Source organism: Nitratidesulfovibrio liaohensis, from assembly GCF_011682075.1.
GTDB classification, from domain to species: domain Bacteria; phylum Desulfobacterota; class Desulfovibrionia; order Desulfovibrionales; family Desulfovibrionaceae; genus Cupidesulfovibrio; species Cupidesulfovibrio liaohensis.
Genome location: NZ_VSMK01000308.1, coordinates 1 through 17,735 on the forward strand (window position 1 = coordinate 1; position 17,735 = coordinate 17,735).

The 17,735-nt window shown below is 66.0% G+C and carries 15 protein-coding genes and 2 pseudogenes; 1 reads left to right on the forward strand and 16 read right to left on the reverse strand.

Going from position 1 to position 17,735, the window contains the following annotated elements; all coding sequences use genetic code 11:
- From FVW27_RS10935 to FVW27_RS10970, 8 genes and pseudogenes are all read right to left on the reverse strand, one after another.
- Positions 1 to 293, reverse strand: a pseudogene (locus FVW27_RS10935) (hypothetical protein); the annotation flags it as partial.
- 285 nt (positions 294 to 578) lie between these two features.
- A complete protein-coding gene (locus tag FVW27_RS10940; protein ID WP_208294744.1) occupies positions 579 to 1,001 on the reverse strand; it encodes a VOC family protein in 423 nt (140 codons plus the stop codon).
- A 146-nt stretch (positions 1,002 to 1,147) separates the two neighbouring features.
- On the reverse strand, positions 1,148 to 2,101 hold the full coding sequence (gene epsC / locus FVW27_RS10945) for a serine O-acetyltransferase EpsC (protein WP_167125098.1): 954 nt from the start codon (positions 2,099 to 2,101) through the stop codon (positions 1,148 to 1,150).
- 65 nt (positions 2,102 to 2,166) lie between these two features.
- Positions 2,167 to 3,099, reverse strand: coding sequence for a cysteine synthase A (cysK, locus tag FVW27_RS10950; protein ID WP_167125100.1), 933 nt, complete (start codon positions 3,097 to 3,099; stop codon positions 2,167 to 2,169).
- 198 nt (positions 3,100 to 3,297) lie between these two features.
- Positions 3,298 to 4,512: a cysteine desulfurase NifS gene (gene nifS, locus FVW27_RS10955; RefSeq protein WP_167125102.1), complete on the reverse strand. Its 1,215-nt coding sequence runs from the start codon at positions 4,510 to 4,512 to the stop codon at positions 3,298 to 3,300.
- Positions 4,509 to 5,354, reverse strand: coding sequence for a Fe-S cluster assembly protein NifU (gene nifU / locus FVW27_RS10960; RefSeq protein WP_167125104.1), 846 nt, complete (start codon positions 5,352 to 5,354; stop codon positions 4,509 to 4,511). Before nifU ends, nifS begins: the two co-directional genes overlap by 4 nt.
- A gap of 227 nt (positions 5,355 to 5,581) precedes the next feature.
- Positions 5,582 to 6,565, reverse strand: coding sequence for an HD-GYP domain-containing protein (locus FVW27_RS10965; protein ID WP_167125106.1), 984 nt, complete (start codon positions 6,563 to 6,565; stop codon positions 5,582 to 5,584).
- Between the two features lie 233 nt (positions 6,566 to 6,798).
- Positions 6,799 to 7,815, reverse strand: coding sequence for an HD-GYP domain-containing protein (locus FVW27_RS10970; protein ID WP_167125108.1), 1,017 nt, complete (start codon positions 7,813 to 7,815; stop codon positions 6,799 to 6,801).
- A 315-nt stretch (positions 7,816 to 8,130) separates the two neighbouring features.
- Between FVW27_RS10970 and FVW27_RS10975 the strand changes: the two genes are divergently transcribed.
- The gene (locus tag FVW27_RS10975; RefSeq protein WP_243838359.1) at positions 8,131 to 9,714 is read left to right on the forward strand and encodes a methyl-accepting chemotaxis protein; all 1,584 of its coding nucleotides are present in this window, start codon (positions 8,131 to 8,133) and stop codon (positions 9,712 to 9,714) included.
- 279 nt (positions 9,715 to 9,993) lie between these two features.
- Here the strand turns inward: FVW27_RS10975 and FVW27_RS10980 are convergent, their stop codons facing one another.
- The 8 genes and pseudogenes from FVW27_RS10980 to FVW27_RS20620 form a co-directional block, all read right to left on the reverse strand.
- The gene (locus FVW27_RS10980) at positions 9,994 to 10,485 is read right to left on the reverse strand and encodes an amphi-Trp domain-containing protein (protein WP_167125110.1); all 492 of its coding nucleotides are present in this window, start codon (positions 10,483 to 10,485) and stop codon (positions 9,994 to 9,996) included.
- A 64-nt stretch (positions 10,486 to 10,549) separates the two neighbouring features.
- On the reverse strand, positions 10,550 to 11,758 hold the full coding sequence (locus FVW27_RS10985) for a GAK system CofD-like protein (protein ID WP_167125112.1): 1,209 nt from the start codon (positions 11,756 to 11,758) through the stop codon (positions 10,550 to 10,552).
- Between the two features lie 12 nt (positions 11,759 to 11,770).
- Positions 11,771 to 12,910, reverse strand: coding sequence for an HprK-related kinase B (locus FVW27_RS10990; RefSeq protein ID WP_167125114.1), 1,140 nt, complete (start codon positions 12,908 to 12,910; stop codon positions 11,771 to 11,773).
- Positions 12,907 to 13,860 (reverse strand): GAK system ATP-grasp enzyme, encoded by a 954-nt coding sequence (locus tag FVW27_RS10995; protein WP_167125116.1) that lies wholly within the window; start codon positions 13,858 to 13,860, stop codon positions 12,907 to 12,909. Before FVW27_RS10995 ends, FVW27_RS10990 begins: the two co-directional genes overlap by 4 nt.
- Positions 13,842 to 15,641 (reverse strand): PhoU domain-containing protein, encoded by a 1,800-nt coding sequence (locus tag FVW27_RS11000; protein WP_167125118.1) that lies wholly within the window; start codon positions 15,639 to 15,641, stop codon positions 13,842 to 13,844. Before FVW27_RS11000 ends, FVW27_RS10995 begins: the two co-directional genes overlap by 19 nt.
- Before the next feature lie 182 nt (positions 15,642 to 15,823).
- Complete coding sequence (locus FVW27_RS11005; protein WP_035068282.1) at positions 15,824 to 16,096, reverse strand: amphi-Trp domain-containing protein; 273 nt, start codon at positions 16,094 to 16,096, stop codon at positions 15,824 to 15,826.
- A 142-nt stretch (positions 16,097 to 16,238) separates the two neighbouring features.
- Entirely contained in the window at positions 16,239 to 17,564 is a 1,326-nt protein-coding gene (locus tag FVW27_RS11010; RefSeq protein ID WP_243838361.1) for a hypothetical protein, read from the reverse strand.
- Positions 17,548 to 17,735, reverse strand: a pseudogene (locus FVW27_RS20620) (hypothetical protein); the annotation flags it as partial. The pseudogene FVW27_RS20620 and the gene FVW27_RS11010, both read right to left, overlap by 17 nt.

Genomic DNA, 17,735 nt, shown 5'->3' on the forward strand with positions numbered 1-17,735 from the left:
CCCTTCGGCCGCTTGGGCATGCACGGCTCGCCGCGCAGGCGAAAGGACAGCAGCACGCTGGTCCAGTCCCCCTCGCTGCCGTCGGCGCGGGCGGGCGACAGCGCGTCGTCCTGCCGGGCGAACAGCCGGAACACCTCCACCCGCGCCCGGTGGTAGGTATCCGTTCGGCGGCAGCGCACCCCGCTGCGGTGGATGGCGAAACAGTTTTCGTTGATGGCGAGCAGACGGCGGGTTCCCGTGCAGGTGACGCCGGGAATGGTGACCATGGAATCGGCAAGTAACTGGAACGGCATGTCGGTTCCTCCTGCTGATAGCCTACTTTCCCGGTAGGCTATCTGGAGGCGGAAGGCAAGAAAAATCGGACGAAAATCATTTGCGTATGATTCGTTCCAATATGCGCTGTTCCAGCATGTATCGGTATGGATTACGTATCCAGCTGAAAAAAATAGAAAGAACGGGTTCCGCGCCGTGCTTGCGTGGAACCCGTTGCGTTTCGGGGCAGGGAAAAGGAAAGGGAAGGGAGGTCGTCGCTCGTCGTCCTTGGCCGAACGTGGCCAGGCTTGGCGCACTTGCCCCCCTCAGCCGAGTACGATCCTCCCGGCCTCATCCAATTTCAGCGAGGGTACGTGAGCCACTTCCCACGGGTGGCCGTCCGGGTCGGCGAAGTAGCCGGTGTAGCCCCACGGCTTGTCGCGGGGGGCATCCAGCACCGTGCCGCCTGCGGCTTCGGCCTCGGCCATCAGCGCATCCACCATGGCTCGCTCGGCCACGTTGTGGGCCAGGGTGATGCCCCCCGGCGCGGGCTTGGCCCCGGCCATGCCGCAGTCTTCCAGCAGTTCCTGACGCGGGTACAGGGCCACGGCCAGTTCACCCACCTGAAAGAACACGATCTTGTCGCAGTCCGGGTAGGCGGGCTTCCAGCCAAGGGCCTCGTAAAAGGCCCGGCTGCGGGCAAGGTCGGCCACGCCAAGGGTCAGCAGGCAGATGCGGGGGATGGGCATGGGGCCTCCTTTGGCGGTTCGCGCCGGATGGGGAAAGGTGTGCAGGACAATCTACCGCCATGCGGCGCGCGGGTACAGCGGGGTGCGCCGCGCGGGACGCGTTTGCCGGGGCATCCCTGCCGGGAATTCGCCTGTCCGGTCAGTCGCTACGTCCGCCCCACCAGTTCCTCGTCGGGCTTGGGCTTGGCTGACCGCTGCTGCACGATCTTGGAGCCGGGCGGCACGTCGTGGGTCACCCACACGTTGCCGCCGACCATGGACCCCGCGCCGATGGTCACCCGGCCAAGGATGGTGGCCCCGGCGTACACCGTGACGTTGTCTTCCAGGATGGGGTGGCGGGGGTTGCCCTTGATCAGCACGCCGTCGCCGTCCTTGGGGAAGGACAGCGCGCCCAGGGTCACACCCTGGTACAGGCGGCAGCCGCGCCCGATGATGCACGTTTCGCCGATGACCACGCCGGTGCCGTGGTCGATGAAGAATTCCTCGCCGATGCGCGCGCCGGGGTGAATGTCGATGCCCGTGCGCGAGTGTGCCATTTCGCTGATGATGCGCGGGATCAGCGGCACGTCCATGCGGTACAGTTCGTGCGCGATGCGGTGGTTGATCATGGCCGCGATGGACGGGTAGCAGAACACCGTTTCGCCGGGGCTTTTGGCGGCGGGGTCGCCTTCGTAGGCGGCCTTCACGTCGCTGGCCAGCATGCGGCGGATTTCCGGCAGGCGTTGCAGGAACTGGATGGCCTTGTCGCGCGAGTGCAGTTCGCAGCTGCCGCATTCACGGGCGAAGTCGGCACAGGTGAAACACGCCCCACGACGGATCTGCTCGGAAAGAATGCGGAAGATGGAATCGAGGTTGGCGGCCAGGTGGTAGCGCATCGATTCCAGGTGCACGGTGGCGGTGCCGAAAAAGCCGGGCAGCAGCGCGGCGCGCAGGCGGCTGACCATTTCGGCCAGTGCCTCCAGCGAGGGCATGGGCGCGTCGTGCAGCGAGCGGTGGTAGACCGCTTCGTACGATTCCGGCGCGCACAGATCGGCCGCGATGCGTTCCAGTTCGGGCATGCCTTGCAGCGAGCGGGCGTCGAGGTCGTCGAGTTTCTTCATGCGCGTGCGATCCGTCGTGGTTTGGGGTGATGGGGGGCGGGACTGCCGTGCCGGGTCACGCCGGGTTAATCCGGCATCTCCGTAAAAAGCGGCGTGGAAAGATACCGCTCGCCGGTGTCGCACACCACGAACACCACGCGCTTGCCCGCCATTTCGGGGCGGCGCGCCACGACCATGGCGGCAAAGGCGTTGGCCCCGGACGAGACGCCGCACAGAATGCCTTCCTCGCGCAGCAGGCGCCGGGCGGTGGCCAGGGCGTCCTTGCCGGGCACGCGGATGATTTCGTCGTACACCGTGGTGTCCAGCACCGGGGGCACGAAGCCCGCGCCTATGCCCTGGATGGCGTGCGGGCCGGGCGCGCCGCCAGACAGCACGGGCGATTCGTCCGGCTCCACGGCGAATATCTTGATGGCCGGGTTCAGCTCGCGCAGCCGCCTGCCGGTGCCGGTCACGGTACCGCCGGTGCCAACGCCCGCCACGAAGGCGTCCACCTTGCCGTCGGTGTCGGCCCAGATTTCCTCCGCCGTGGTCTTGCGGTGCACCATGGGGTTGTCCGGGTTCACGAACTGCCCGAGCATAACCGCGCCGGGCGTTTCGGCCACGATGCGCTCGGCTTCCTCTATGGCGCCCCGCATGCCCTTGGAGGCCGGGGTCAGCACCAGCCGCGCGCCAAAGCCGCGCAGCAGCGCCTTGCGCTCGTTGCTCATGCTTTCGGGCATGGTCAGCACAAGGGTAAGGCCGCGCACCGCCGCCACGAAGGCCAGCCCCACGCCGGTGTTGCCGCTGGTGGGTTCCACCAGCAGGCCGCCGGGGGCCAGTTCGCCGCGCTCCATGGCCCCGTCGATCATGGCCAGGGCAATGCGGTCCTTCACCGAGGCGCAGGGGTTGTTGAATTCCAGCTTCGCCACCACCTCGGCCGCGCAGCCTTCGCTGACGCGGTTCAGGCGCACCAGGGGGGTGCGGCCTACCAGTTCCGTCATGTCGCGGGCGATCTTCATGCGAGCCTCCTGAGGGTGTCCGGCGCGGATGGCCGTGGGCGCTTGGCGCTGTGTTGCGCCCCATCGGTTGCGAAAAGGGGGAAGGTTGCGCCTTCCCCCGGAATGTTCGTCGGCTCTGGCCGGAAGCAGGGCGATGTTCCCGGATGCCACAAACGCCCCCGTGCGTACAGGGGGAGGATGGCGGGCGGGATCACCCCGTCACGAACCGCAGCCCTGGCAGGCGCAGGCGGGCTTGCCCAACGCCGCCTCCGCCTCGCTCCCGGCGCGGAAGGGCGACATCTCGCGCAGGCGGGCAATGACGCGTGGCAGTTCGCGCACCACATGGTCCACCTCTTCCTGCGTGTTGAAGCGCGAAAGGCTGAAGCGGATGGAGCCGTGCGCGTAGGTGAACGGCACGCCCATGGCCCGCAGCACGTGCGAAGGTTCCAGACTGCCCGAGGTGCAGGCCGAACCGGAACTGGCGCATACCCCCAACTGGTCGAGCAGCAGCAGGATGGCCTCGCCCTCCACGTACTTGAACGAGATGTTGGTGGTGTTGGGCAGGCGGTTGGCCACGTCGCCGTTGACGATGGCGTCGGGGATGGCGGCCAGCAGGCCCTGTTCCAGCCTGTCGCGCAGGGCGCGCACGCGGGTGTTTTCTTCCGCCATGTTGGCGGCGGCAAGGTCGCAAGCCATGCCCAGACCGATGATGGCGGGCACGTTTTCGGTGCCGCCCCGGCGTCCGCGCTCCTGATGCCCGCCGCGCAGGAAGGGCCGGTAGGCCGCCCCGCGCCGCACGTACAGCGCGCCGATGCCCTTGGGGGCGTGCAGCTTGTGGCCGGACAGCACCAGATAGTCCACGGGCAGTTCGCGCACGTCGATGTCCAGCTTGCCCACGGCCTGCACCGCGTCGGTGTGGAAAGGCACGCCGCGTTCCTTGCAGATGGCGGCGGCTTCGGCCACGGGGAAGATGGTGCCCGTCTCGTTGTTGGCGAACATGATGGACACGATGGCCGTGTCCTTGCGGATGGCTTCGCGCAGTTCGTCAAGGTTCATGCGGCCCTTGTCGTCCACGCCCAGCAGGGTCAGTTCGTAGCCGTTCTTTTCCAGATGCTGGGACAGGCTGAGCACGGCGGGGTGCTCCACCCGGGTGGTGATGATGTGCTTCTTCTCGGGCTGGGCGGCCAGCGCGGCGCGGATGGCGGTGTTGTCGCCCTCCGTCCCGCACGAGGTGAACACGATCTCTTCCGGCGTGGCCCCGATGAGCCGGGCCACCTGTTCGCGCGCCTCGCGCACGGCGCGGCCCACCTGCCCGCCAAAGGTGTGCATGGACGAGGGGTTGCCGTACAGTTCGCTGAAATAGGGCAGCATGGCCGCAAGCACGGCCGGGTCCACGCGGGTGGTGGCGTTGTTGTCGAAGTATACGGTGTTCACGCTGCCGCCTCCTTGACCACGATGTTTTCGTCCACATGGTCGCGCAGGGTCTTCTCCACAAAGCCTTCCAGCGTCAGGCGGCTGGAGGGACAGCTGGTGCACATGCCGCGCAGGGCCACGTAGACGGTGGTGCCGTCCATGTCCACCAGTTCGATGTCGCCACCGTCCTGTTGCAGGCGGGGGCGGATTTCGCCTTCCAGCACCTTCAGGACCAGTTGCATGCGCTGCACGTTGGAGAGTTTTTTGGGCGCTGCGGCCAGCGGGGTTTCGCACACCGGGGCCTTGCCCAGTTCCGCGTCCAGCAGCTTTTGCAGTTCGCCCACGCATTCGCCGCAGCCGCCGCCGGCCTTGGTGTAGTGGGTGATTTCCTCCACCGTCTTCAGGCCGTTTTCACGGATGGCGCGCACGATCTGCTCGTCGGTCACGCCAAAGCACTTGCAGACCAACTGGCCCTCGTGGCTGTGTTCCACGGCGGGTTCACCGCGCCAGTTGCGGATGGCGGCCTCCAGCGCTTCCTGCCCCATGACGGAGCAATGCATCTTTTCCTTGGGCAGGCCGCCCAGAAATTCTGCGATGTCGCGGTTGGTCAGCTTCAGGGCTTCTTCCACCGTCATTCCCTTGATCAGTTCGGTAAGGGCCGAACTGGAGGCGATGGCGCTGGCGCAGCCGAAGGTCTGGAATTTGGCGTCCACGATGCGGTCGCCGTCGATCTTGAGATAGAGCTTGAGGGCGTCGCCGCAGGCAAGGCTGCCGACCTCGCCGATGGCGTTGGCGTCGTCAAGGGAGCCCACGTTGCGCGGGTTCAGGAAGTGCTCTCGCACCTTGTCGGTATACTCCCACATGTTGCTGTTCCTCCGGAGGGCGTTAGCGCGGTCGGCTGAGCACTGGCAGAGCATCGGGCTGAGCACTTGGCAGGGCACGGCGCGTCATTACCGGGCATATAACAACGCACGTCCGGGCGGGGAAGGGGCGGAGCGGATTTTTTCGGTCGGGATTGTGCGATCGAACAGGGCGCCGAGGCCGGGAGGCGGGGCGGGGCGGGCCGGGGCGGTGCGGCGCAAGAAGCGCGCTACACCACGTTGGCGCCCGAAAGAATCATCACGAAGCGCTTGAAGATGTCGAGGTCGATCTGTTCGCGCATCTCGTTCATCATCAGGCGCAGTACCTGGAAGGCGTTCATGGCGGGAGCATAGGGACGGTTGGAGGTCAGCGCGTCGTAGATGTCGGCAATGGTGATGGCTCGTACCGGCAGGGGGATTTCACCGCTGGTGAGGCCGCAGGGGTAGCCGGTGCCGTCCAGTTTCTCGTGGTGGAACAGGATGCAGTTGATGGCGTCCTGCGACAGGGGCATCAGCGTGCACGCGCCCACGCCGAACACCGGGTGGCGGTTGACCTCGATGCGCTCTTCCAGAGACAGCGCGCCGGGCTTGGCCAGGATGTCCGGGTTCACGAAGGTCTTGCCGATGTCGTGCAGCATGGCCCCCAGGCCGAACTGCACCAGGCTTTCCTCATCAAAGCCGTAGCTTTGCAGGATGGCCTGCGAATACACGAAGACGTGCAGCGAGTGGGAATATGTATGGTAGTCGTGCGCCACCAAGGATGCCACGGTCTTCAGCGAATTTTCCAGCGTCAGGAAGCTGATGCCTTCGGTGACCAGGGCTAGGATGCGGTCGAAGGTGGCGCGCTTCAGGCTGCGGGGCAGCTTGCGTTCGAACACCTCCTGCACGATTTCGGTGGAGGTGGCGTAGAACAGGCGGGCCCGTTCGGGCAGGGGAATCGTTTCGTCGGAAAGGATGCGCCCCAGGTACAGTTCGCGGTGTTCGCGGTACAGGGGGTGCTGCGCGCGGTGCACGTAGATGTGCTCCACCCCGTGCGCACGCAGTTGCAGACGATGGCGCGGCGTGAACTGCTCGCCTTCGTGGGCGTAAAGTACAAACCCCTTCTCCTGCCTGATGTACACGCCGAAAGAGCCCGACATGTCAGGCAAAAGCATCGTGGTGGGCACCGCGAAGAATTCGGAGGGGTCCTGTTGCGCAGCCGATGCCTGTGTCATTTCCAAGAATTTCCTGGATGTTGCAGTGGTGCCGGGCCGTTATGGACGCACCTCTCCCCTCGCAAAGGCATGACGGAAAGCACAGGCATTGTCAACTTTTTCTAGACTTTCTCTGCAGCGTGTGGAGATCGCAGGGCTGGAAGGGCATCGCGCCGTTCGGCGGGGGCGTGGAGCGTGCGCAAACGCGCGCATGCGGGCGGCCCATTGCGGTCAGTTTCACCGTCTGGACCGGATCAGTCCATCTCGGCGCCGAAACCGCCGTCCAGCATGGCCCCGGACAGCACCAGCACGAAACGCCTGAACATTTCCATGTCCAGGGTGGATGCCATTTCCGAACGCATGCGGTTCAGCACCTCGAAGGCGGACGTGGCCGATGGCGGCCCCCCGCGCGTGGAGGTAAGCGTGTCGAAGGTGTCGGCCACGGCAAGGGCGCGCACCACGGGGGGGATCTGGTCGCCCGAAAGCCCCGTGGGGTAGCCGGAACCGTCCATGCGCTCGTGGTGGAACAGGATGCAGTTGATGGCCTCTTGCGTCAGGGGCACCTGGGCGATGGTGGCCACGCCCTGTGCGGGGTGGGTGCGGTACACGGCCTCTTCGTCCGGCAGCAGGCGTCCCGCGCGCTCGATGATGCTTTTCGGCACGCGGGTCATGCCCACGTCGTGCAGCAGGGTGCCTATGCCCACGCGGATCAGCGCCGCATCGTCCAGGCCCATGGTTTGCGCCAGGGGCATGGTGTAGATGAGCACGTTGATGGAGTGGGTGTAGGTCTTGTAGTCGTGCGCGATGAATTCGCCGAGGGCCCGCAACGAATCGGCGCTGGTCAGAAAGCGGATGGACTGGGTGACGAAGTAGTGCAGCCTGCGGAATGTCTCGCTGTCCAGCGGCACGGGCATGCGCGCCTCGAAGGCATCGCGCAGGATTTCGGTGGAGGCCCGGTAGAAGGTGCCCGCCCGTTCCGGCAGCGGAATGGACTCGTCCTGCAATATGGCGCCCAGGTTCTCTTCCACGTAACGGGTGTAGTTTTCGCGCTGTTCAAGGCGCACGTACACTTCACGCACGCCGTTCTCGAACAGGTTGGTGCGATGTCGTTCGGTGAAGGCCTCGCCAGCAGCGGCATACAACACCAGGGTGTTGCCCTGCCGCAGGTATACGCTGAACGATCCAACGGCCTTGGGAAAGATCATCAGGGGCGATACGGGGAAGAAGCGCGGGTCGCCCGCCGAAGTATGTGAAGGAATGGTTTCTTTCATGGGATGTTACGCAACGGACATGGAAGTTGTCCGGAAAGGAGTGTGTTGTCGCGCGGCGAGCATACCGTTGTCGCGCGGCGAAGGAAAGGGCCTTGTGCATGCGGTCGGACATGGCTGGAAACTGCGGGGATTTTCTTGAAAGGCCACGTCCGCTCGGCTAACGTTTGTTCCGGTTGCGCCGATAGGCTGTAACGTGATGCATGCCGCCAAATGCATCCGTTGCGGGCGCACGCAGCAAATGCTCCCGGCGCGGGGCGGCGCCGCCAGACATGAACCGCCATTTTGCCGTGTCCTGTGACATAAGGAGATGCCTCGATGATGCAAGGGTTGCGCATCCGGACACTTATCTTCCTGCTCGCTCTCGTTCCCCTGGTCTGTCTGGGCGGCTTCGCCTGGCTCGGTTCCGTCGGCGCGGGCTCCATTACTCCCGGCACCATCTGGCTGGCCGGGGGCATCACCGTGGGGTGTGCGGTGATTCTGGCCGTTGCCCTGGCCTTTCTGCTGCACGCCAAGGTGGTCAAGCCGCTGGGCGAGATCACCTGGCGGCTCGACCGGCTGAAGTCCGGTGACCATTCCGTCTGTTTCACCTGCGACGGCGGCGACGAACTTGTCGAGATGCGCATCGCTCTTGACGGGCTTATCGGCCAGTTGCGCAGAAACCTTTCCTTTGCGCAGGGCGTGCTGAAGGGGATCGATACTCCCTTCGTGGTGGTGGACCCCAAGGAGGTGCTTACCTACACCAACGCCAACCTGCTGCACATTCTGGAGCACGACGGCAAGCCTGAAAGCTTCTACGGCCAGAACGTGGCCCAGTTCTTCTACGGCGACGCCACCCGTCGCACGGTGCTGCGCGACTGCATCGAAAACGGCACCATCGCCCGGCGCGAGGTGGACCTGGTGGGTCGCAAGGGCGGCAAGCGGCGCATCTTCATCAATGCTTCGCCGCTGTATGACATAGAGGGCAAGCTGATGGGCGCGCTGTGCATATATCAGGACCTCACCGACCTGCGCGCCCGCGAGGCCGAGCTGGAGGCCACCAACAAACGCATTGCCGAAGCGGCCCGCCAGTCGGAGGAAATATCCGGCGAGGTGGCTCGCACCTCGACCACCCTGGCCGGGCAGATGCGCAACGCGGGCACCCTGACCGACAGGCAGTCCAGCCGCATAGGCGAGACGGCAGCCGCCATGGATGAAATGAACGGCGCGGTGCTGGCGGTGGCCCGCAACGCCTCCGACGCCGCCCGTCAGGCCACCGACGCCCGCGCCAAGGCGGAAGCCGGGGCAGGCGTGGTGGAAAAGGCCATGACCGCCATCGACGAGGTGAGCACCATGGCCGCCCGGCTGAAAGCCGACCTTGGCGCGCTGGGCACCCGGGCCGAGGGCATTGGTCGGGTCATGGAGGTCATCAGCGACATTGCCGACCAGACCAACCTGCTGGCCCTGAACGCCGCCATCGAGGCGGCCCGCGCCGGTGACGCCGGGCGCGGTTTTGCCGTGGTGGCCGACGAGGTGCGCAAACTGGCCGAAAAGACCATGAACGCCACCCGGGAAGTGGGCGAGGCCATCCGGGCCATTCAGGAAGGCACCCGCGATTCGGTGGCTGGGATGGAAGCCGCCGTGCATGCCGTGGAACGCTCGCGTGGGCTGTCTGCGGAATCGGGCGCGGCCCTGGCGGAAATCGTCACCCTGGTGGTGGCCACCAACGATCAGGTGCACGCCATTGCCACGGCGGCGGAACAGCAGTCGTCCACCAGCGAGCACATCAGCAGTTCCGTAGCCGAGGTGCGCGACATTTCGGGCAAGGTGACTGCCGAGGTGGAGCAGGCCGGACGGGCGGTGAGCGCGCTGGCCGACATGGCCGGGCAGTTGCGGGGCATCATTCACAACATGACCGCATAGGGGCGCAAGCCGTCCCTTTGCTTGCTGGCTTCCGACCCGAAGGGCGCGAAGCGTGCCCGTTAGGCGAGTCTGCGAGCCGTACGGGCATCGTGCGCAACGAGCGACCCGAAGGGCGCGAAGCGTGCCCGTTAGGCGTGCTTGTTTTCCTTGCCAACGAACGAAAAACCTCATTTGGGCACAGCCCTTGAAACGTCGCAGGCCAACGCTTTGGGATGAAAAGACCGCCCGTCGGAATGTTCCGGCGGGCGGCCTTCGTATCTGCGTCGGGCTGGGGCGGGGCTATTTGACGCCGGGCTTGGGCGCGTCCTTGGGAGTGTCCTTGGGAGTGTCCTTGGGGGCGGGCTTGGCCGTTTCGGGCTTGCCGTAGTGTACCGTGGATTCCGGGGCCGAAGGGGCGGGTTTGGCCGGGGCCGGTGCGGGCTTTGCTTCGGCTGGCTTGGCTTCCGCAGGGGCGGAGGTGGGGCAGCCCTTGTCGCAGGGCTTCGCGGCGTCGGCCTTGGGCAGGTCGGCGGAGATGGTCAGCGGGTCCTCCACCACGGCGGGGGCCGCGCTCCATTCCAGTTCCAGCGAGAACTTCTGCTTGTCGCCCTTGCGGCGGGCCTCGATTTCCACGTTCACGCTCTGGGGCGGGGTTAGCACCACGGACTCGCCGCCGCGTTCCACCACGATGCGCCCTTCCCGAAAGCCCTTGAGCAGCGCCTCCAGATAGGCCACCGCGTCGGCATAGGCCATGTGCTGTTCGATGCTCACCTTCTGCTTTTCACCGTCCATGGGAACCTCCATTCGGTTGGTAGCGGTTGTTGTCGGTGCGGGCAGCGTGCCTAGCCGCAAGGCGTCAGCACAGCGAGAGCAGCACCGGATTGAGCAGGCGTTCGTCGATGTACGGGGCCGACTGGCGGCTTACCAGCGGGCAGTCCAGCACGCGGATGCCCAGACTCTGCAACATGCCCTTGGGCACGCCACCGGGGTAGCGGCCCCCCCTGCTGTCCACCAGCACGAAGTCCAGCACGTCGCGCGGGGTTATGGCGTCCGGCGCGTCGTTGCGCAGGTGACGCAGCAGCCGCTCCACCTGCAATTCCAGGGTGTGCCCCAGCAGTTCCGGATCGTTGCCGGTGTTGGGCACGAAAACCTTGGGGCAGCGGGTGGCGGCCAGCGCCGCGCCCACGCCCGTGGGCAGCAGGTTGGCGATGATGCTGGAATAGAAGCTGCCCACAGGGTAGCACACCAGTTCCGCGGTGGCGATGATCTCGCGCACCTTGGCCCGCAGTCGCAGGTCCGCCGGGGTGGTGTCGTCGGGCGACTTGCACAGCCAGATGTCGTCGATGCGGGCCGTGAGCGGCGGCGTGCCGTTCTTGCCGGTAAAGCGGTGCTGCCCGCCGATGACCCGGCCATCGGCCAGCTTCACGGCCAGGTGCAGATCTGCGTTGGCGATGGGACGCACCACCCCGCGCACCTGCACCAGCTTGGAAAAGATGAAGATCACCGGGTCCAGGTGGCGACGGTTCTGCAAGTAGCCCGATGCCAGCACGATGTTGCCAAGGCTGGCCCCGCGAGGGTCGAAGCCGCCGTCCTTGTCCAGTCCGGCGTGGTCGATGAATGTGCCGATGTGCGAACGCACGATCTTGCGCAGCGGGTCGGGTATGGCCCGCACAAGGGGGTGCCTGCCCTGGGCCAGCGCGCCAAGGGTGTCGGCCAGTTCCGTGCGGTCGCCCTCCGGGGGCAGGCGGAAGGCGAACAGCCGGAATACTGCGGGGTTGCCGTGCAGGCTGCGGTCCGCGAGAGCCATCAGCCGGTTGCGCAGGTCGCCCACGGCGGGCATGGCAAAGGCCTGGCGCAGCCGGGCGGAACTGCCGCCCGAATCGAACGGGGTGATAAGGTGCACCGAATTGTGGGTGTACCGCGCGAGGTCGGTGGCGGCGTCGCGCAGGGCCGTGCCCCCGCTGAAGAACAGGATGCGCGGCCCAAGGTCGGGCGCGCGGGTGAAGCGTTCCACCTTCACCGGGTCGGGCAGGGTGACCTGCCGGGTCAGCAGCAACCGGGCCATGCGTGCCCGCCTCTACAACGTGCCGGTGGACAGGAAGTGCATGCAGGCGTCCGCCGCCGCGTCAAAGTCCACCCCGCCGGACAGTTCGATGATGGGCACACCGGCCAGCCCGCGCGCGTACTCCGCATGGTCGGGGTCCTGCATCCAGCCGCCGGGGGCGGGCAGGTAGAACACCCCGGTGGATTTCATGAACGCGGGCAGCAGGTCGGGCCGGTCCTGGGCGCTGTCCATGCGCACCCGCAACGGTTCGCCGTTGCGCCGCCAGTTCAGGATCACCAGCGCATCCAGAGGGGCTTGCGGCACGAAGCGCCCCGGCCCGAAACAGTCGCCGATGATGGCGTCGTACTTGCGTTCCAGGTGCCACAGGTCGTCGGGGGGCAGGGCGGAAAGGGTGGTGCGTTCCTCTTCGGTCAGTACCGGGGAAAGGTCCGGGTTGGCCAGGATGGTGCCGGGGTTGATGCGCGGTTGCTTGGGAATGCCCAGGCAGCGCGGGGCGGTCTGACCATTGTCCCGTTCCACCAGCACGCGGTCGTTGCTGACGAAGGTGGCCCCAAGGCTCATCAGCCGCAACGACAGGGTGGACTTGCCCATGCCCGAAAAGCCCGCAACGGCAAGGCCGCGCCCGGCGTGGGACACGGCGGCGGCGTGCCCCAGCAGGCAGCCCCGGTTCAGCATCAGTTCCAGATAGCGGTTGTTGATGAAGTTGACCACCTGGTTGTCGTTGGCGGTGCATGGACCCACGGCCACGTTGTCGCCACGGCCAAAGGCGAACAGCATGCCCGTCAGCCGCTTGTGCACCAGGCGTCCATCCGGCAGGTCCAGGTACTCTTCCTTGATCTTGCGCTTGCCCGCGTCGGGCTGCTTTGCCGTGAAGGGCAACCCCCAGTCGCGGCGCGGAGCCTCGTGCGCGGTGACCCGGATGACGTCCGCCCGGGCGGGCACGCCGCGTTCCGACACCTCCGGCGCCAGGAACTCGCCGAAGTAACGGGTGAGTTTTGCGTGCAGTTCCGGCGCATTGGTGGCCACGCGCACGTATACGTCATTGATGCGCAGGGCCAGTTCGTGGCTGGCGGGGTACCAGCCGCGCACGTCGGCGGCCAGGGCGGTACGCGTCAGGTGCGGGGCAAGGGTGCGGGCGGCGGTGGCGCTCATGCGGCAGGCTCCATGCGGGTGGACACGAGGGGGGGCGTGATGGTGGGGGCCGATCCGCAGCCCCCGGATTGGGCACCGCCAGCCAGGCAGCGCTGCACGTGTTCCAGCAAGAGTTGCGCGGCGTCCAGCCCGCTGGTTTCCAGAATGCCCCGGAACCCGCCGAAGGCCGACACCTCGAAGACGTAGGGGCCGGATGCCGTCAGGGCCACATCCACGCAGGTGAAATCCAGCCCGAACAGGGCCTGCGCCCGCCGGGCCATGTCGATGATCTCTGTCGGCGGCTCGAACGCGGCATACTTGCCGCCGTTGACCGTGGTGGTGTTCCAGCTGCCGTTGGTGCGGCAGCGGGCGTAGGTGGTCAGGTACCTGCCGCCCAGGAACACCACGCCAAGATCCTGCCCGCCTTCCAGTTCGATGGTCTTCTGGATGTACAATATGGAATGGTCGGCCTTGTAGGCCGCAATCTGCTCGCGCAGGCCGGGGCCGTCCTCCATGATGGTCATGCCCCGCGCCTTGGTGGAGTACAGCGGCTTGAACACGGCCCGGCCATAGTCGCGCACGGCCTGCACGGCGTGGTCCACGTCCTCGGTGATGGTGGTGGGCGGCATGGGGATGTCGCCGGACTGCAGGGTGATGGTGCAGCTCAGCCGGTCCAGCACCCGCAGCACCCGTAGCGGGGCCGAGAACACGGGCAGGCCGCGCTCGTTGAGCAGGCGCAGCATTTCCAGCCGGTCCAGAAGGTCTGGCGAGTACCACGCGCCGATCTTCTTGATGATCAGCGCGTCCAGCGTGGAAAGGTCGGTGCCTTCGTACATGCAGCGGCCCGACGGCAGATCCAGCCGCACCTTGTCCATTTCGATGAGCAGGCGATGCCCGGTGGCACTGCCCACGGTATCGGCCAGCAGTTCCGACGACCAGCCGCCCTTGGTCCCTACGACGCCAATGCGCACGGCGTTTCCTCCCTCATGATGGCGTTGCAGCCGCAGTCCAGCACCTCTGCCGGCAGGCGAAAGCTTTCCCACGAACCGCCATGGGCCACGATGCGCTCCATCAGGTAGTGCGAGCGCAGGTACATGTCCTTGGCGAAGTGGTGGTTCAGTTCGAACCGCGTGGATGTGTATAGTGAACGGGCCAGCGCCAGGGCCAGCCGCGCCTGGAAGGTGGCGTCGCCGCGCTCTGCGGCAACCCCGATGGCGAACAGCAGGAATTCGCGCATCACCCAGCGGATGCGTTCGCGCAGGGCGGGTTCGAACACCGGCAACCGGTAGTTGGAAACCAGGAACACCGAAATGTCCTGCACGTAGTCGCAGTCGCGCGAGCGGTACAGGTCGATGAACCGCACCGCCTGCCGGGTGTGGTCGTAGACCAGGTTGTTCACGTTGAAGTCGCCGTGGATGAATACGGTGAACGGCGCGGGCAGGGTCTTTTCGATGGCCTCGCAGCGGTCGATGAGCTGTTCGGTGGACAGGGCTCCCGCGCCGCACATGTCCACGCCCTCGCGCCGCAGGCCGGGGTGCACCTGCAACACCGACTCCATGCGCGAACGCATCTGGCGCATGAAATCGGTGTCCACCGGGCCGGGCGTGGCCGTTTTTTCCCAGATTTCGTGCAGGGTTTGCAGCAGCACGAACATGGCGTTCTGCAAGATTTCGACATCGCCGGTCAGGACGATTTCGTCCATGGTGCACCCTTGCAGAAACTCCACCAGCAGCGCGGCGGAGTCGTCGTCCTCGTGGTAGCCGAAGATTTCCGGCACCAGGTTGGGAAACAGGGTGGACCAGCGGGCGATGTTGTCCCGCTCCTTGATGATCTTTTTCTTGTTGCCCTGCTTGTAGATGGAGCCAAGGCCGCCGGGCGCGGGCCTGGGCTGGCCGTCCGGCCCCGTCTGCGCCGGATTGCCGTTGCCCCCGCCAACGTCGGTGTCACAGGACGGACCGCCCCCGCCTTCCGCATCGCCGGTGGAGTTGCGCGCACCCCGCACCCGTTCCACCCGCCCGATGCGGCAGCCGGACCGGGTGCCCCAGATGGACCGGAAGTCGATGTCCGACAGCGAATCGCCAAACCCGGACGTGGATAGCGTTTTTTGCAACGCCTCGAATTGTTTGATTTTTATCTTTTCACCCAGCACGCTGAAGATCAGTGCCTCGCCCACGTTCAGCAGGCTGTCGCCGATGCGCTCCAGATACCGGAAGATGAAGATGGTGGTGATGCGGTCATGCACGCTGCGGCCATCGGACATTTCGGCCAGGATACGGTGAAACACCGCCTCGTACAGCCGGTCCAGCTCGTATTCGCTGCGGCAGATGGCCAGCGCGGCAGGCAGGTCTTCCTTTTCCAGGGCGGGGATGATGCGGTTCAGGCTGGCCTCTATCTCCGTGAAGATGGGGTCGTACTCGTCGGCCCGCAGCCTGCCGGGGTCGGAAAGGTGGGCCATCTGCCCAAGGATGTTCACGCAGAAGTCGGCGATGCGCTCCAGATTGACGGCAATGGTGTGGATGGCCCGGATGCGGTGTATCTCGCGCCGGTCCAGCGAATTGTCCGTGTGGATGCGCGAGAAGCACTTGTTCTCGATGATGGTCTTCAGGTTGTCGATGTAGTCGTCGCGCCCGGTGATGCGGTCGAACAGTTCGCGCGTGGGAGCACGCATGAACTCGTGCGTGGCGCGCAACTGGCCCGAAACCTCTAGCACCAGGAACCTGAAGTTTTCGCTCAGTCCTTCGAAGGTGATCATGTGCGCAGCATCTTGCCTTTGGAACTGTCCGTTGAAGAATGCGGGGCCGTGGCCATCAGGCACGCGTTGCCAGTGGCGCCAGTCGAGCCAGCCAGACCAGCCGGGCCAGTATGGCTCGCCGGGCAGATGTCGCACCGGCACACGCCGGGCGCGGCGCTGCGGCCCCGGTCATGCCCACAGCATCAATTGCTGCTGACGGACAGCGTCCTGTCGGTGGTTTCCACGCGCGGGGCGTCCTTCCATTCCAGCTTCAGGCTGACCTTGCTCGACCCGCCCTTGCGCCGGGCCTTCACTTCCACCTGCAACAGACCCTGCGGGTACAGTTCGATGCGCTCGCCCCCGGAGGACAGCACCAGATGCTTGCTGCCCACGCCCTCGGTGAGGGCTTCCAGAAAGGCGCGAATGGATTCGCAGTCCTGCAACGATTCGAAGACGAATTTTTCTTCCGAGCTCATGGGTGCCTCCTGTCTGCTTCGTGTATGCCGCCCGTCGTGGGCGGCGGCGTGCCGCGCGGGTGAAGGTCGGGTGACGGCGGGGGACTTCAGGTGGCGCAGGGGGCTGTTCCCAACCCCAACGGGCGAAAAGACACGTTGGGACCTAACCCGCCAGGCGCGCCCGATAGTCACGGATCACGCTGGCGCGGCTCACCCCGGTCAGCGAAAGGCGCTTGCGCACGGCGGGGTCGTCCCAGGCCGGTTGCAGGCCCACCTCGCGGGCGGCCTTTTCCGTATCCTGTTGTTCGCGCGGGCGGGTCTTTTCGCCCAGGTGGCAGTCGTCACCCATGAACACCAGGATCTCGCGGCGCGAAAGGCCCGGCCCCCGGTTCTTGCGGTTGGCCACGGAAATGAGGAACTCGGTGTATCGGCTGGACTGGGGGTTCCACACCTCGTAGCCGTCCACGTCGTACTCCGCGAGCAGGATGGGCCAGAACTGCTCCGGGTGGGGAATGACCACGCAGCCGCCAAGGCCGTGCGCTTCCTCGATGAATTCCGTGGCCCGGTAGAAGTAGTCGAGCGGAAAGCGTCGTTTCACCTGCTCCTTCACCGCCTTCAGGTAGGCCTGCACCCGGTCGATGAAGGTGTCTTCCCAGTCGCCGCGAAGCCCGTCGATGAAGTTGCGCAGCAGCTTGTTCTTGATCATGTCCTCGGGCATGGCAGCGTCGTGCGTTTCCAGCAGGCGGCTGAACTTGCCGGTCATCAGCCGGGCAAAGGCCAGCACGTCGTCGTCGGCGCCGGTTTCTCGCACGGCGGGCCCGGCCACGTTGTCGTCGGGCCGCACCACGGCGCGCACATAGTCGTACAGTTGCGAGGCTCGGTACTTGCGGGTGTGGGCCAGCATGGAGCACAGGGTGTGTGCCCCGGTGTGCGTGCTGTCGCCGGAAAGCAGGGAATGGGCGGGCAGCGGGGCGCCATCGGGCGTGGCGTGGGTGGGACCGGTCAGGCCAGTGGCGTCCGGGTGGCTGTGCGCCACCTGCGCGGCTGGTGCAGCGGGGGCCACGCGGCGGCTTTCGAAATGCAGCAGCAGCTGCACCTTCTGGTTGAAGCCGCTGGAGTAGCAGTCCACCTCCACCCCGGTGTAGCCGTCCCAACTGGTCAGTTCGTTGTGTTGGGTGGGGATGATCAACTGGTCCTCGCGCCCCGGAAACATGGCCTCGATGCGTTGGCGGATCAGCCCCATGGGTACGAATTCCGGGTGCCAGTGCGTGGCCAGCACCTCGCGCTGGGATTCGTGAACGGACGGGGGTGTAGTTACCTGCTCCGCCTGCCAGGGGGTCAGGTCGGTGACGATCAGCGAGCGGAACAGGGCATCCTCCTGCTCGGTGACGTCATCAGGAAGGGCGCGCAGCCTTTCCTCCAGATCGGCGCACTGGCGCGCCACGGGCTTGACGATCTTCATGGCGGACGGCCTATTTGTAGCGGTCATGGCACTGCACCATGAGTTGATAGAGTTCTTCCACCGCGCGGCGGATTTCCGGCGTGACGGGCGGCGTGACGGGCAATGCCACTGGGGCGTCCGGTGCGGCGGACGCGGCGACGGAATCTGTCGGGTTGGCAGGCGCGGCGGCAGGGCTGTCCGTTGGCGCGCTGGCCGGGG